The 14,360-nt window shown below is 39.0% G+C and carries 17 protein-coding genes; 8 read left to right on the forward strand and 9 right to left on the reverse strand.

The features are described from left to right. Positions 1–20 precede the first annotated feature (20 nt). From NMG88_RS12080 to NMG88_RS12095, 4 genes are read left to right on the forward strand one after another with little or no spacing between them, the layout of a single operon-like run. Complete coding sequence (locus tag NMG88_RS12080) at positions 21–329, forward strand: (2Fe-2S) ferredoxin domain-containing protein (protein WP_233423081.1); 309 nt, start codon at positions 21–23, stop codon at positions 327–329. A 10-nt stretch (positions 330–339) separates the two neighbouring features. Next, complete coding sequence (locus NMG88_RS12085) at positions 340–840, forward strand: PAS domain-containing protein (protein WP_026788318.1); 501 nt, start codon at positions 340–342, stop codon at positions 838–840. A 51-nt stretch (positions 841–891) separates the two neighbouring features. Further along, a complete protein-coding gene (locus NMG88_RS12090) occupies positions 892–2,058 on the forward strand; it encodes a SpoIIE family protein phosphatase (protein WP_026788319.1) in 1,167 nt (388 codons plus the stop codon). A 20-nt stretch (positions 2,059–2,078) separates the two neighbouring features. After that, positions 2,079–2,297, forward strand: a complete 219-nt coding sequence (locus NMG88_RS12095; protein WP_052369619.1) for a hydrogenase maturation protease — start codon at positions 2,079–2,081, stop codon at positions 2,295–2,297. Between the two features lie 51 nt (positions 2,298–2,348). Here NMG88_RS12095 and cysS read toward each other — a convergent pair whose 3' ends face one another. The 5 genes from cysS to psaD all read right to left on the reverse strand — a co-directional run bounded on the left by cysS (position 2,349) and on the right by psaD (position 6,832). Further along, positions 2,349–3,788 (reverse strand): cysteine--tRNA ligase, encoded by a 1,440-nt coding sequence (cysS, locus tag NMG88_RS12100; RefSeq protein WP_042155039.1) that lies wholly within the window; start codon positions 3,786–3,788, stop codon positions 2,349–2,351. A 51-nt stretch (positions 3,789–3,839) separates the two neighbouring features. Further along, positions 3,840–4,178, reverse strand: coding sequence for a phosphoribosyl-AMP cyclohydrolase (hisI, locus tag NMG88_RS12105; protein WP_027254394.1), 339 nt, complete (start codon positions 4,176–4,178; stop codon positions 3,840–3,842). Between the two features lie 32 nt (positions 4,179–4,210). After that, positions 4,211–4,660: a SufE family protein gene (locus NMG88_RS12110; RefSeq protein ID WP_026796821.1), complete on the reverse strand. Its 450-nt coding sequence runs from the start codon at positions 4,658–4,660 to the stop codon at positions 4,211–4,213. Between the two features lie 100 nt (positions 4,661–4,760). After that, on the reverse strand, positions 4,761–6,302 hold the full coding sequence (gene trpE, locus NMG88_RS12115) for an anthranilate synthase component I (RefSeq protein WP_042157634.1): 1,542 nt from the start codon (positions 6,300–6,302) through the stop codon (positions 4,761–4,763). Between the two features lie 101 nt (positions 6,303–6,403). Continuing rightward, a complete protein-coding gene (psaD, locus tag NMG88_RS12120; RefSeq protein WP_026795097.1) occupies positions 6,404–6,832 on the reverse strand; it encodes a photosystem I reaction center subunit II PsaD in 429 nt (142 codons plus the stop codon). A gap of 241 nt (positions 6,833–7,073) precedes the next feature. Here psaD and NMG88_RS12125 point away from each other — a divergent pair, with 241 nt between their 5' ends. Further along, positions 7,074–7,889, forward strand: coding sequence for an ABC transporter permease (locus NMG88_RS12125; protein WP_373282672.1), 816 nt, complete (start codon positions 7,074–7,076; stop codon positions 7,887–7,889). Between the two features lie 165 nt (positions 7,890–8,054). On the opposite strand, the gene NMG88_RS12130 is transcribed toward NMG88_RS12125, so the two are convergent. From NMG88_RS12130 to NMG88_RS12145, 4 genes are all read right to left on the reverse strand, one after another. After that, entirely contained in the window at positions 8,055–8,246 is a 192-nt protein-coding gene (locus NMG88_RS12130) for a hypothetical protein (RefSeq protein WP_081692271.1), read from the reverse strand. A gap of 279 nt (positions 8,247–8,525) precedes the next feature. Next, positions 8,526–8,945 carry a tetratricopeptide repeat protein gene (locus NMG88_RS12135; protein WP_042155034.1) on the reverse strand — a complete coding sequence of 140 codons (420 nt, stop codon included), beginning with the start codon at positions 8,943–8,945 and terminating at the stop codon, positions 8,526–8,528. Positions 8,946–9,250: 305 nt separating this feature from the next. Continuing rightward, a complete protein-coding gene (locus tag NMG88_RS12140; protein ID WP_026788329.1) occupies positions 9,251–9,607 on the reverse strand; it encodes a HesB/IscA family protein in 357 nt (118 codons plus the stop codon). A gap of 193 nt (positions 9,608–9,800) precedes the next feature. Further along, the gene (locus NMG88_RS12145) at positions 9,801–9,998 is read right to left on the reverse strand and encodes a hypothetical protein (protein ID WP_071782746.1); all 198 of its coding nucleotides are present in this window, start codon (positions 9,996–9,998) and stop codon (positions 9,801–9,803) included. A 63-nt stretch (positions 9,999–10,061) separates the two neighbouring features. Between NMG88_RS12145 and NMG88_RS12150 the strand changes: the two genes are divergently transcribed. The 3 genes from NMG88_RS12150 (at position 10,062) to NMG88_RS12160 (ending at position 14,360) form a co-directional block, all read left to right on the forward strand. After that, the gene (locus NMG88_RS12150) at positions 10,062–11,393 is read left to right on the forward strand and encodes a class I SAM-dependent methyltransferase (protein WP_254035450.1); all 1,332 of its coding nucleotides are present in this window, start codon (positions 10,062–10,064) and stop codon (positions 11,391–11,393) included. A 99-nt stretch (positions 11,394–11,492) separates the two neighbouring features. Next, positions 11,493–12,017, forward strand: a complete 525-nt coding sequence (locus tag NMG88_RS12155) for a type IV pilin-like G/H family protein (protein ID WP_254035451.1) — start codon at positions 11,493–11,495, stop codon at positions 12,015–12,017. 123 nt (positions 12,018–12,140) lie between these two features. Beyond that, positions 12,141–14,360 carry an O-linked N-acetylglucosamine transferase, SPINDLY family protein gene (locus NMG88_RS12160; protein ID WP_254035452.1) on the forward strand — a complete coding sequence of 740 codons (2,220 nt, stop codon included), beginning with the start codon at positions 12,141–12,143 and terminating at the stop codon, positions 14,358–14,360.

A 14,360-nucleotide genomic window follows, 5' to 3' on the forward strand; every position in this document is an offset into this window, starting at 1 on the left:
TGCGCTTAAGCGCAATCTTAATGGCTAAAGCCCAACAACGGATTTATGATATTAGGAGGCAAAAAATGCCAAAGGAAAACTTATATTTATGTATGGGTTCTGCTTGTCATCAGCTTGGAGTGTATGAAGTGTTACCGAAATTGCAAGCCTTGATGAGTGAATATGATATTGATCACAAAATTGAGCTAAAAGGCTCATTTTGTTTAGAAACTTGTAGTTCGGGAATTGTGATGAAATTTAAGGACTTACATTTTATTAATATTAGTCCTCAAAATATTGAAGATAGATTTTTGCAAGAAATTCTTCCCGCCATTAAAGATCAGAATTGAGATAAACACCATGTTAGAAACAACTCAGAATCACCTCTGGCAACTTTTGTGGGAATATGATCCTAACGGTTTAATTGCCGTAGATTCAGACTTGATGATTAAAGTTGTTAATCCGGCTTTTTGTAAACTATTTAATGTTGAAGCGAGTGAAATTATTGGTAAACCCGTAACCGAAATTTTAGGGAATGTAGATCATTTTAAAACTGTTTGGGAAACTAATCAGGTAATTCGGGGACGGGAAACAGAATATCCTGAATATCATTTGTATATTCGAGAGTTTATTTTTCCCATTAAGGAAGAAAATATTATTGGCTGTATTATGAGCGATATTACCGCCGAAATGGAACGTAAAAAAGAAACGGATATAATCAAGGCAGAAACCGTTAAAAAAGTGAATGAAGTAGTTGATAATCAAATGAAAGTCGCTCAAGAAATTGCCGGGTTATTAGGAGAAACCACCGCCGAAACTAAAATTAGTTTACTCAAAATTATTGAACTGGTGAATCAGTAAACTATCGGAAACCGGGTTTCTATCTATTCCCTATATTTTAATAAAATTAATATGAGTCAAGATAACTTTTTTGATATTTGTCACCTGAGTTTGAATAAAAAAGGCGAAGAACTTTGTGGTGACCAAGTTAAATTTACCAAAAGCGAAACTAAAAGCACTATTGTTTTATCCGATGGTTTAGGAAGTGGGGTAAAAGCGAGTATTTTAGCCACCTTGACCACGGAAATTTTAATCACCATGTTAAATGCGGATGTTCCTTTAGAGGAAGTGATTAAAACCGTGATTGGAACTTTACCTATCTGTCAGGTGAGAAAAATTGCCTATGCAACTTTTACGATTATTTCGATTAATCATTTAACCAATGAATTTAAAGTAATTAATTTTGATAATCCGCCAATTCTTTATTTTAAAAAAGGTCGCATTGTTAAATTAGAAACCAAAATTGATAAGATCTTAGGGAAAAAAATTCAATATTCAGAAGGAACATTAGAGCGGGGAGATTTTATTGGGGCGATTAGTGATGGTATCCTTTATGCTGGGTTAGGGGATACGATGAATTTTGGCTGGGGTTGGGATAATATTGCTAAATACATGGAGAGAATTTTTATTAGTCAAGCGACTAATTCTCGAACAATTATTGAGCAAGTAATGTCTGAAACCCGTTCTTTATATCGGGAAAATATTGGCGATGATGCAACTTTTGTGGGGGTTTATGTTAGAAAACCTAACCCGGTCATGATTTTTACTGGCCCGCCTTTAGATATTACTCAGGATGAATTATATGCCGATAGGTTATTAAATTTCCCCGGTAGAAAAGTAATTTGTGGCGGAACAACTGGAAATTTAGTCGCAAATTATATGGGAGAAACTATTGAAATGGATATTGCAACCATGCGAAAAGATTTACCGCCTATTGGTAAACTAAAAGAGGTGGATTTAGTTACAGAAGGAATTTTAACGATTTCTAAAGCCACGGAAATTTTGAGAAAATGTAAGGGGGATATTGCCCGGTTAGCTTCTGATAATAATGGGGCGGTTTTATTGGCGCGGGAAATTATCGAAGGAGATTCGATTTATTTTTTAGTAGGTCAACAAATTAATGAGTTTTATCAGAATCCTTTATTACCTAAAAATATTTCAATTCGTCGTAACTTAATAGAAGATTTAGTCCAGTTACTTCGCAGTCAACAAAAGGAAGTTGTGATAGAATATTGTTAATAATAAATATAGAAAATAATATGATTTTAATTGTCGGATATGGGAATCCCATTCGAGGAGATGATGGTGTTGGTCAAGCGGTAATAACAGAGGTTGAACAGTGGAATTTAACGAATGTGCGATCGCTTTCTATCCATCAACTCACCCCCGCAGTTGCCGCAGAAATGGCGGAAGTTGATACGGTTATTTTTGTGGATGCTGCTTTAGAAGGAGATACGGTTAATATTATTTCCTTGTAAGCCTTACCCTCAAAATATCTCAAGCGCAATAACGAATTTATTCAACCTCAATTAACGATGCCAAATGGTTTGATTTCCAGGTTGATCAATTAGGGTAATTCCTAACTCTTTTAACTGATCTCGAATCCGATCGCTTTCTGCAAAATTTTTCGCTTTTTTCGCCTCTGACCGTTGCTGAACTAAGGCTTCAATTTCACTATCACTTAACCCTAAATTCTGACTTTCCTCTGGTTTTGCTTCTAACCCGAAAACCGTGGCTAATTCCATTAAAGTTTGCCAAGTTTTCTGTAAGTGTTCGGTCGGGGTATTAATATCGCCTCCATGAATTAATATATTGCGATCGCGTCTTAATTCCTTGGCTAATTCAAACAAAATTACTAACCCTTCCGGGGTATTAAAATCATCATCCATTGCCTCTTTAAACCGACCAATAGCATCATCAATTAAGGCTTTTTCATCGGGTTTAAAGCCTAATTTATCGCCATATTCCCTACCAAATAATAGCCCCTCTTTTAACGTATTCCATCCATTTTCAGCCGAAGCGATCGCCTCATCGGTAAAATCTAAAGGTTTGCGATAATGGGCTTGTAAAATAAATAAACGAATCACCATCGCATCCAAAGGACTATCCAATAAACCGCGAATTGTGGTAAAATTTCCTAAGGATTTAGACATCTTTTCACCACTCACCCTAACCATGCCATTGTGCATCCAATAATTGGCTAAAGGTTGATGAGTTGCTGCTTCAGATTGAGCAATTTCATTTTCATGGTGAGGGAAAACTAAATCCCCGCCGCCGCCATGAATATCAATGGTATTTCCTAATAGCGATCGCACCATTGCAGAACATTCAATATGCCATCCAGGGCGACCTTTTCCCCAAGGTGAAACCCATGCTGGTTCCCCTAGTTTTGCGGCTTTCCAGAGGGCAAAATCCGAGGGATCTTTCTTCTTAATTATATCGGGATCAGATGCAGAAATTCGACCACTAGCACCCGCTTGTAATTGTTCCTGTTGACGACCGGATAATTTGCCATAATCGGCAAAATCCTTTACACTATAATAAACATCTCCATCGACTGCATAAGCAATACCTTGATCTACTAATTCTTGGATTAATTGGATAATTTGGGGAAGATGTTCCGTCACCCTGGGATAAGCATTTGCATCCCGAATATTCAAGCGTCGGATATCTTCAAAATACGCTTGAATATATTTATCAGAAACCACATCCATTGTGGTGTTTTCTAATTTAGCCCGGTTAAGAATCTTATCGTCAATATCGGTAAAATTCTGAATATAATTAACGGTATAGCCACTATATTCTAAATAGCGTCTAACTATATCCCAAGCAATATAGGATCTAGCATGACCTAAATGGCAATAGTCATAAACCGTCACCCCACAGCAATACATTTTAACCTTTCCTGCTTCTAAGGGTTGAAAATTTTCTTTTTGGCGAGTTTGAGTATGATAAATTTTGATAACCATATTTTTGATCACGGATTTAGACGGATTTCACGGATTTTTAAGAGTTAACAATCAACATTTAATTTGTTTAAAAAAACAACTTCTCGCCCCGGTATGACAAGCAATATCGCCAATTTGTTCTATTTTTAATAATAGAGTATCGGCATCACAATCATAATAGAATGATTTAAGTTTTTGAATATGTCCTGATGTGGCTCCTTTGTGCCATAATTCAGAACGAGAACGACTCCAATAGTGAACTTCCTTAGTTTCTAGGGTTTTTTGAATAGATTCTTTATTCATCCAAGCCATCATTAAAATAGTACCATCTTGGGCGTCTTGAGCGATCGCGGGAATTAACCCTTGGTCATTAAATTTTAATGATTCTATCCACAAATAATCTTGATTCATAGTTGAGTTAATATTTTAATTTAATTAATCCCTTAAACTTCAATATCAAGATTAGGATCACAGTTTTGAGCCTTTTTCTTGAAGGTTTGAAAAATATTATAAAAACCGTTAGCGCGAGAAGGAGTTAAACTCGCTTGTAATCCAGTTTCTTGAATAAACTCAGGGTTAAGTCCAACAACTTCTGTGGGAGTCATTCCATTCATTCCCATAATTAAAAAAGCAACTAATCCCTTAGTTAATTGAGAATCAGAATCCCCGTGAAACTGAACTTTTCCCTGTTCATCTAAGTTAGCAATCACATAAACCTGTGACACACAACCAGGAACTTTATTATCAGGAATTTTCTGATCTTCTGGAAAGGTAGGAAGTTTTTGGGCGATAGTAATTAATTGTTCATAACGCAATTTATTAGAAGAAGCACGTTTAAAACGCTGTACAATCCGTTCTAAACTAGGAGGTAAAGGGCTTGTGGTAGAAGACATAATCCAAAACCATAAAATTTCTACCTAAGTTTAGCAGGTGTTGGTTAGTGGTTGGTGAGTGACTTTTGGTGTGGCTATCGTAGCGCACGCACCCTAGGATTCAAGATTTCAAGCAACGAATGGCTTCTAATAACCCCCGGGCTTTATTCAAGGTTTCCTCATATTCTTTTTCAGGTTGGGAGTCAGCAACTACACCCGCCCCCGCTTGAACACTAACTTGATGTTCACCTTGACCCTGGTTTTGAACAATCATTGTGCGGATAGTAATAGCAGTATTGAGTTGTCCTTCAAAATCATAGTAACCATAAACGCCGGAATAGGGGCCGCGACGACAACCTTCTAATTCATGAATAATTTCCATCGCCCGAATTTTCGGTGCGCCGCTCACAGTCCCGGCGGGAAAACAGGCTTTTAACAGATCCCAAGCGGTTTTATTTTCTGCTAATTCTCCAATCACATTACTAACAATGTGCATCACATGGGAATAGCGTTCAATTACCATTAATTCATCAACTTTAACTGTTCCCATCCGACAAACTCGGCCTAAATCATTCCGGCCTAAATCGACTAACATAATATGTTCTGCGACTTCTTTAGGGTCTTTTAATAAATCTTCCCCTAACGCTTGATCTTCTTGGGGAGTTTGACCGCGACGCCGAGTTCCCGCAATGGGACGGACGGTGGTAATTAATTTTCCTTCTAGGTTTTTATCCGCTTTCACCATAACTTCTGGACTAGATCCGATTAATTGCCAATTTCCAAAGTTAAAATAAGCCATATAAGGAGAAGGATTAATTAACCTTAAAGAACGATAAAGGGAAAAGGGATCGCCGGAATATTCGGCTGTTAATCTTTGGGATAAAACCACTTGAAAGATATCCCCGGCTTTAATATGTTGTTTGCCTTTTTCTACATTGGTGCAAAATTGCTCCTGGGAAACATTACTAATATAGGTTAAAGGGGTTTGCTCACCCTGTTCACGGGGGGTTGGGGGGGCGGGGGGAGTCCATTCTAAAAGGGTATTTTCCGGGGATAATGGCGATTGTAATTTAGCCACTAATTGTTTAACCCGATCACAAGCTTGTTGATAGGCCGTTTCTAAATCTGTATTCCGAGTATCAGCATAAGCGATCGCCCAAATTTTCCGTTTAACCTGATCAAAGATTAATAAATTATCAACCTGCATCCATAACCCATCGGGTAAATCATCGGAATTGGGGGAATGTACAGGGACACGGGACTCGATCCATTGAATTAATTCATAACCCCAAAACCCAAATAGTCCCCCAATTCCGGCGGGTAACTGGGGTAATTTTACCGGATGATAGGGTTGTAAACAATCTTGTAGGGCTTGGAAGGGATCGCCTATAAATTCTTGAATTGTTCCATCTCGCCATTTTTGTACCGTGTGGTCGCCATGAGCTTCTAAAATCCAAACTGGATCACAACCCAAGAAACTATAACGCCCGATGCTTTCTCCACCTTCAACAGATTCCAAGAGAAAATTATAGGGTTGATTGGCACAAACCCGATACCAAGCCGAAACCGGAGTATCTAAATCAGCCACCCATTCTTGATAGACCGGAATAAAATTTCCTGTGGAAGCCAGTTGAGCAAATTGGGAGAAATCGGGAAAAATCATAGCGGCGAACAATAAAAAAAATAAAGGATGAAGGTAAGAATAGACTATCCTCCATCCTAATATGTTTAGGGCATTGCCCTGGTTAATTGCACCTGATCGGTCTAAACGTCAGAGGTGGTTTTAGTTGTGAATTTGACTTTAACTGGATCAACATTGCTACCAATATTGTGAGCAACGCTATTCACAGATTGACGTCCTTCGTTGACTTTTTCAGGGAAAACGCCATCTTTAGGATGCAGGTATTCAGTTTCGCCGTTAGGGAAAACCCGATAGATTTTATAGTTGTCGATTTTGGGTTTGAATTTCGACCGCAGTTGAGTCCCTAAAGCTAGACACTGTTCCTTACGGGCTAAATACATCAGGTTGTCCCCTTCATTCATAATGGCTGCGCCACCTGTGGGCATTTCAAACACCTGTTCTTTGCTGCTAGTCCAGGTAATCGCATATTTTTCTTCAACTAGGGCTTTTGTTAATAAGCCACCAGTGCTACCACCAAACTTAGGCGGTGTTCCAGTCAGTGCTTCTGCCATAGGAATATCACTCAAATTATGTTTTTAGGGCATCCTAACACTGATGTTACCCTTGTCTATAGCAGTCGTAAAGAACCGTTACAGAAATTAGTAGGGTAGAGGGAGTCACTCTTAACTACAAAAACTTTTTTGACAAACTGGCCAGATTGCTCTAATCTCAAATACAATATTCAGAAATTCAATGCGTGTTCAATCTTTTCGTCCTTTGAGGGGATTTCAGGTTCCTTCCGTATCCACGGCTATGACCTTTTGCGGATTAGTCATTACGGTTTTATTTCTATTAATAGCAGTATTATCACCTTTATTTTTAACTTGGGGATGGATACAAAGTCCTACGGAATTTCTTTCTAACCCCATCCATCAACCGCCTTCTTCTCAACATTGGTTGGGAACGAGTCGTTTAGGATATGATGTCTTTTCTCGGACATTATTTGGGACTCAAGTAGCTTGGCAAGTCGTTTTATTAGCAACAATTTTGAGTGTGGGAATCGGTGTACCATTGGGAATGGTGAGTGGATATTTAGGGGGAAAAATAGATCGGGTTTTATTATTTTTAATGGATACGATTTATACTTTACCCGGATTGTTACTTTCAATTACTTTAGCGTTTGTGGTAGGAAAAGGGGTTTTGAATGCAGCGATCGCCCTTAGTGTAGCCTATATTCCTCAATATTATCGCGTGGTTCGCAATCACACTACTTCGGTTAAAACGGAATTATTTATTGAAGCCGCCCAAGCTTTAGGGGCAAGTACCAGTCGAATTTTAACCCGTTATTTGTTTTTAAATGTGATCCAAAGTGTTCCGGTATTATTTACATTAAATGCGGCGGATGCCATTTTAACTTTAGGGGGATTAGGATTTTTAGGCCTAGGTTTACCCGATGAAATTCCCGAATGGGGACATGATTTAAGAATTGCCTTAGAAGCATTACCCACCGGAATTTGGTGGACAACTTTATTCCCAGGTTTAGCATTAACCATCATGGTCGTTGGTTTATCTCTCTTAGGAGAAGGATTAAACGATTTTCTCAATCCCCGTTTGCGGAATCAGCGTTAATAGTGGGTAATGGGTAATGGGTAATGGGTAATGGGTAACAGAAATAATTAAAAAGTGATGTTAATAAAAAAATGGCTGTCCTCAATTATTGGGACAGCATTTTAATTAAGTATTTTTACTTGTTTGATAAAGTTTTGATCCTAAGATTGTTTAAGACAAATTGCATCACGCTTCGACTGTTTCCTCCGAGTCTTCTGTATCTAAATTATCGGGATCAACGTAATAACAAACGGTGTCATCAACACAGATTAAAGCCCAACCCGATTCATCAATATTTTTTAACTTATAGGCTCCTTGTTTCACAAAAAAGCCTTTGTGATTACGGGTTTCGGCTTTGACAAAAACTTGGCTATCCATAGTGATCCCATCTCCTTAATTTATTATCAAAAAATTTTTTGAACGGCTGATTTTGATTGTTAATAACCGAAGTTCTCAAATACTATCACTATTTTTTGTCTTTGTTAGTTAACTTATGTAATTTTTTGTTGCGCTTTCTTAATACTTTTTAGGAGTTTATAGATTTTCAGTCATTTTCAGCCGTTTTTATTGGATTTACAGCAGTTTAAAGAATTCAATTATCCTGTGAACAATTACCTAATCATGCTAATTAGAGCAGCAAAATTAGGTAAAAGTTCCCTAACCTTCAAATAACCATTGTTTGACTCGGGCTAATGATTTCCAGTCGGGTTTGCGAGTTAATCCATCTTCAAAATTCTTCGCTAATTCCTGTTGCCAGTCTGTATCTACTAATACTAACTGACTAGCGAGTTCAACGTGGGAACGTACCCCCGATTTCCCTAATTCCAACATCGCCGTCGCTAAATTCACTCGCGCTTGGGGATCATGGGGATTGAGTTTAACGGCCGATTTTGCCGCATTATAGGCTAATTTCGGTTTATCTGCTAATAGATATAACCAAGCTAAACTTGTCCAAGCATTACTATTTTTTGGGGCGTGATCACAAATATCCTTAAACACTGGAATCAAGGTTTCCGGGTCTTCCCCCGCCTGATACCGTTCAAAACCTTCCTTAAATAATTCTTCTGGAGTCGTCATGATTTGTTGTAGATTTAAAATACGGCAATAGGCTACAAACTGGATTATTTAGTGCCCAATCTATAGCTATGGCAAATTGCCAACCTTTGATTATACAGCAGGGAATAGGAAACAGGCAACACCGAAGGAAAAGATTTTACCGCCCTGGGTTTGCTACATCAAGCCGCATAAAAAACACCTAAAACCAGATGGTACAAGAAACAAGGTTTCAAGGAGGGATTTCCCTATTCCCTATTCCCTCCCCCCCCTAGCCCCCCGTGCACGGGGGGTTCGGGGGGGCTATTCCCTGTTCCCTAGATCAAGTCCTAGGTGGCAAAGGACTTACCACAACCGCAGGTTTGAGTGGCTTGGGGATTGGTAAACTGAAACCCGCCACCAATTAGAGCATCCGTATAATCAAGGACTAGGCCGTAAATGTAGAGTAGGCTTTTGCGATCGCAAACGACCTTAAACCCCTCATAATCAAACACATCATCATCCTCTCGAATGGTACTAGGGTCAGCAAAATCCATTAAATAGGACATTCCAGAACAACCGCCCTGGCGGACTCCGACGCGCAGACATAGATCTTTTCCTTGCTTTTCCCGCAGAAATTGGACTTGTTTGATGGCTGATTCGGTCATCTGAACCCCTTGGGTTGGGGCTTGAGTCGTTTGTGTCATGGGTTAGCCTGACTCCTGTGGTAATGTTTTAAACTGATCAAGAAATAATAGCCTTCTGATCGAGCTTCTCTATTTCTAATAGTTTATCGCAATTAAACCTGGCTGGGCGACCAAAATTTGTGTCCTTTTTCCTCTGAGGGACGGGGAAAAAGCGATCGCTATTTCTCCTCCCAATCGGCTATTTTTTGCCCAACTATTCCGGTTGTTGAGAATGTTGTCTAAGCCGCCAACTGAATAATAAGGCTAGAATAACCGAAGGTAAGCAAACGGCGATTAAGGCAATGGTTGAGGACGTGGGAATTGTCAGCAATGGGCCAACGAATTTGATCAAAACCGATAATCCTAGGGATAGGAGTAGAACTTTAAGTAAAAATGTGATTTTGTTATCCATAGATGGCATTCTATAAATATAGAGGGTGCGATCGCTATTTCATAGTTTACTTTAAAAATACCAATGCCAAACCAAGACCCGGAATTATTAGAAAAAATTCGCCAGCAGTTTGACTCAGCACCCTATCCTAGAACTCCCTTAGAACAATCACCTAAAACCGATTATGAGTTACTATTTATCCATAATTTAGCAACTTGCTATTATCTAAAATATCAGAAAGTTATTAACACAGAAGGTAAAATTATTTTAGATGCTGGATGTGGAACTGGATATAAATCCTTAGTGTTAGCAGAAGCAAATCCAGGGGCTAAGATTGTTGGAATTGATATTTCTGAACAATCGATTGAACTGGCTCGTCAGCGTTTAAAATTTCATGGGTTTGACAATGCCGAATTTCATGTTTTACCCATAGAAAACTTGCCACAACTGGGTTATGAGTTCGATTATATTAACAATGATGAATCGTTGTATCTGTTCCCTGATATTAAAGTACCCCTGAAGGCGATGAAATCCGTTTTAAAGCCAGAGGGAATAATTAGAAGTAATCTTCATAGTGCGTTTCAGCGTGCTAATTATTTTAGAGCGCAATCCCTATTTAAAATGATGGGATTAATGGACGATAACCCGACGGATTTAGAGATTGAGTTAACTGGGGAAATCATGCAGGCGTTGAAAGATCAAGTCTTCTTGAAATCACAAACCTATAATTCTGAAAAAATCAAAGAAAAGGAATGGGTATTAATGAATTATCTGTTTCAAGGAGACAAAGGTTACACAATTCCTGAACTATTTGCAGCCTTAAGAAACTCAGACTTAGAGCTAATTAGTATGGTAAAATGGCGAAACTGGGAAGTGATCGATTTATTCAAGGATGCTGAGAATTTACCAGCATTTTTAGGGATGAGTTTACCCGAACTCTCAATAGAAGATCGCTTACATTTCTATGAACTCTTACATCCTATCCATCGTTTGCTTGATTTTTGGTGTGGTCATCCCATTGCAAATGAGTCTATCGTTCCGGTGAGTAACTGGACAGATACAGACTGGCAAACCACCCAAGTCCATCTCCATCCCCAACTGAAAACAACCAAAGCTAAAGAGGACTTAATTGAATGTGTCAAGACCCAAAAGTCTTTTGAAATCAGTCAATATGTTAAATTACCAACCATTGTACCAATCACCCTTGAAAGTCGTCGTGCTGCCTGTTTGCTGCCTCTGTGGGAGACGGAACAGCCGATGATATCCCTGGTAGAACGTTGGCAACAGATTCAACCTGTAGACCCTGTTACCCTAGAACAGATCACTCCTCCAATTGCCTTTGAGCAGGTTAAGGAATTACTGATAAGCCTGGATGCCTTTCTGTATGTGCTTTTGCAGCGTTCAGGATCAAATTGAAAAAAAATTTTGTTGGGGTGATATGAAACTTTAGAGCAGTGGGTAAGTTAGAACTACCAGATAAAAAGTTAAACATCCCCCCCAAACGGAGAAAAGATTATGAAGACTGAATTTAAAGCGAAATTCCTGCAATACGTTTCTAATAGAAAAAAAGAAGAAGGTTTCACCTTAATTGAACTGTTAGTTGTTATTATCATTATCGGTATTTTGGCTGCGATCGCTCTGCCTTCCTTCCTCAACCAAGCTAACAAAGCCAAACAGTCCGAAGGGAAACAATACCTCTCTGCTGTTAACAAAGGTCAACAAGCCTACTATGTAGAAAATACGGCGTTCGCAGCCAATATCTCGGAATTAGGGATTGGCTTGAAAACCCAAACCTCAAACTTCAAGTATGCAGCCGGAAAAGACGCTAACGGAGCTTCCTCAACCGCAGCACCCGCATCACTGGCTATGAAAGGCTATGCTGGAGCCGTGGGCTTGATCCCAGCAGGGGATGCAAAAACCACAGAAAGTATACTCTGTGAACAAAGTGTTGCCGCTGACTGGAAAGAGCCGACTACCGTGACACCCAATGGTACAGCCTCCCCTACTTGTGCTGCTGGTCAAAGCGCAGTGACTAAGTAATCTGCTGATTGCCACGGGTTTTTGGTGTTAGTTCACCACAATGTTTAATTAATAAAAGCGGGCGGCTTAACCCATAGCCCCCGCTTTGATATTAGGTGAACGGGATCAGTAGAGAGAAATGCCATGTCTAATTCCAAGTTAGTGCTTAATTCTAATTGGCAAAAAATAGCCGAGCAATATTTCCAGAACCAACAGTATGATCAGGCTGCCCAACTTTATGAACAAGCTATACAGTCAGAGCCTGATATTAAATCTAACTATTGGTATTTGGGATTAATTTTATTATTACAAGGGAAAGAAATCGAAGCCCAAACCACTTGGTTTGTGGGCATGGGAGAAGAAGCAGAAGCCATTGACCAAGGGATACAAGAATTAAGCAATATTTTAGAAACCGAAGCGGAACGACAACGGTTAATTCTTGGGGACTACACAACAGCTTGGGTAATTCGGCAACATATTCAAGAGATTAATCCTGCTGATATTAATAATGTCTTGCATTTGGTGGGTTTGTCTACGTTGAACAAAACCTACACCCCAGAAACCTTGGTAGACCTAGGAATTATTGAAACTCTTAAATCTGATCAAATCATTAATATTAATAACGAACTCCTACTGCAAATTTTAAATAATGTTTTAGAACAAGATCCCGAACATCTTTTATCCTATGAGTTTGCCGAGGTTTGTATTAGCCATATTCAAGACTCTCAATCTTTTATGGAAGTTTTAATTCCATTTATATATAAATTAGCCTATTCAGGCAGCCAATACCAACTAGCGATTAAGTTTACAGAGCAAGGCTTAACTGTTGATCCCGACCATCCTGAATTACTCAGGTGTCTTTCCTCATTTTATCAAGATATTAGAGATTATTCTAAAGGGATAGAAACAGCAGAAAACTGTTATGCCCGGATGAAAAATTTTCCCGATCAAGTTTATGCTAAATTCTTATTACTCCGAGGATTAATGAGTGCCGGGGGGCGATGGACTGAATTTTCATCGGTTTTAGAAAGCTATAAATCAATGCTCAATCGTCTGGTAGAAGATGATTCCGATTCCCTCTCTTTTGATACGGTAGTGCGTCTATTTGCGGCAACCTTTTTTTTCCCCTATTTTCAAGATCAACTGTCTGAAAATCTACGGTTTCGGCGAAAAGTTGCCCAATTTCTTCAGTCTAATATGGAGAAATGTGCTACAGAAACAATTCAATATTGCCGTCAGTGGCAATCTAAGTCAATCCTTCCGACTTCTGAAAAACGCCTCAAAATTGGTTATGTTTCCCACTGTTTGCGGAATCATTCTGTCGGGTGGTTAGCGCGGGGATTATTTCAACATCATGATCATGAAAAGTTTGCCATCCATACCTATTTATTTGCCGCTGAATTAAACCAGAATCAACTGCAAAAGTGGTATATCACGAAAAGTGATAAATCCCATCGATTAGGATTAGATGGTCAAGATGTAGCTAAAAAAGTCTATGAGGATGGAGTTGATATTCTAGTTGATTTGGATAGTATGACGTTAACAAATGTGTGTGAAACCCTGGCGATTAAACCCGCTCCTATCCAGGTCACTTGGTTAGGGTGGGATGCGTCATCAGTACCGACTATTGATTATTTTATTGCTGATCCTTATGTTTTACCTGAAGATGCCCAAAATTACTATAGTGAAAAAATTGTGCGTCTCCCTCAAACTTATATTGCTGTAGATGGGTTTGAAGTGGCGGTACCGGATTTGCGTCGAGATCAGCTAGATATTCCGATGGATGCAATTATTTATTTTACCGCCCAAAGGGGATATAAATACAATCCCCATACAGCCGAATTACAACTACAAATTCTTAAGCAAGTTCCTAATAGTTATTTTCTGATTAAGGGGATGGCTGATCAGGAATCTCTAAAAACATTTTATGCTGAAATTGCAGAATCTGTGGGGGTAGATTGCGATCGTTTAAAACTGCTTCCTCAATCACCAACCGAAGCGACTCATCGAGCTAATTTAAGGATTGCTGATGTGGTTTTAGATACCTACCCTTATAATGGCGCCACAACCACAATGGAAACCCTGTGGATGGGGATTCCAATGGTAACCAGAGTGGGACAACAATTTGCGGCTCGGAATAGTTATACAATGATGATCAATGCCGGAATTACAGAAGGTATTGCTTGGACAGATGAGGAATATGTGGAATGGGGGATTAAGCTGGGAACAGATGAGAATTTACGGCAACAAGTGGCTTGGAAATTAAGGAAAAATCGACAAACTGCTCCGTTGTGGAATGCGAAGCAATTTACACGAGACATGGAAAATGCCTATCAACAAATGTGGTTAAACTATATTAAATAA

This window comes from Planktothrix agardhii, assembly GCF_904830935.1.
Classification (GTDB): Bacteria; Cyanobacteriota; Cyanobacteriia; order Cyanobacteriales; family Microcoleaceae; genus Planktothrix; species Planktothrix agardhii.

Excerpts from the sequence above, each read along its gene's own strand:
- cysS (WP_042155039.1), bottom strand. The coding sequence starts at position 3,788 with ATGGTTATCAAAATTTATCATACTCAAACTCGCCAAAAAGAAAATTTT.
- NMG88_RS12160 (WP_254035452.1), top strand. The coding sequence starts at position 12,141 with ATGTCTAATTCCAAGTTAGTGCTTAATTCTAATTGGCAAAAAATAGCC.
- NMG88_RS12155 (WP_254035451.1), top strand. The coding sequence starts at position 11,493 with ATGAAGACTGAATTTAAAGCGAAATTCCTGCAATACGTTTCTAATAGA.
- NMG88_RS12090 (WP_026788319.1), top strand. The coding sequence starts at position 892 with ATGAGTCAAGATAACTTTTTTGATATTTGTCACCTGAGTTTGAATAAA.
- hisI (WP_027254394.1), bottom strand. The coding sequence starts at position 4,178 with ATGAATCAAGATTATTTGTGGATAGAATCATTAAAATTTAATGACCAA.
- NMG88_RS12110 (WP_026796821.1), bottom strand. The coding sequence starts at position 4,660 with ATGTCTTCTACCACAAGCCCTTTACCTCCTAGTTTAGAACGGATTGTA.
- NMG88_RS12135 (WP_042155034.1), bottom strand. The coding sequence starts at position 8,945 with ATGACGACTCCAGAAGAATTATTTAAGGAAGGTTTTGAACGGTATCAG.
- NMG88_RS12145 (WP_071782746.1), bottom strand. The coding sequence starts at position 9,998 with ATGGATAACAAAATCACATTTTTACTTAAAGTTCTACTCCTATCCCTA.
- NMG88_RS12130 (WP_081692271.1), bottom strand. The coding sequence starts at position 8,246 with ATGGATAGCCAAGTTTTTGTCAAAGCCGAAACCCGTAATCACAAAGGC.
- NMG88_RS12140 (WP_026788329.1), bottom strand. The coding sequence starts at position 9,607 with ATGACACAAACGACTCAAGCCCCAACCCAAGGGGTTCAGATGACCGAA.
- trpE (WP_042157634.1), bottom strand. The coding sequence starts at position 6,302 with ATGATTTTTCCCGATTTCTCCCAATTTGCTCAACTGGCTTCCACAGGA.
- NMG88_RS12150 (WP_254035450.1), top strand. The coding sequence starts at position 10,062 with ATGCCAAACCAAGACCCGGAATTATTAGAAAAAATTCGCCAGCAGTTT.
- NMG88_RS12095 (WP_052369619.1), top strand. The coding sequence starts at position 2,079 with ATGATTTTAATTGTCGGATATGGGAATCCCATTCGAGGAGATGATGGT.
- NMG88_RS12080 (WP_233423081.1), top strand. The coding sequence starts at position 21 with ATGGCTAAAGCCCAACAACGGATTTATGATATTAGGAGGCAAAAAATG.
- psaD (WP_026795097.1), bottom strand. The coding sequence starts at position 6,832 with ATGGCAGAAGCACTGACTGGAACACCGCCTAAGTTTGGTGGTAGCACT.
- NMG88_RS12085 (WP_026788318.1), top strand. The coding sequence starts at position 340 with ATGTTAGAAACAACTCAGAATCACCTCTGGCAACTTTTGTGGGAATAT.
- NMG88_RS12125 (WP_373282672.1), top strand. The coding sequence starts at position 7,074 with ATGACCTTTTGCGGATTAGTCATTACGGTTTTATTTCTATTAATAGCA.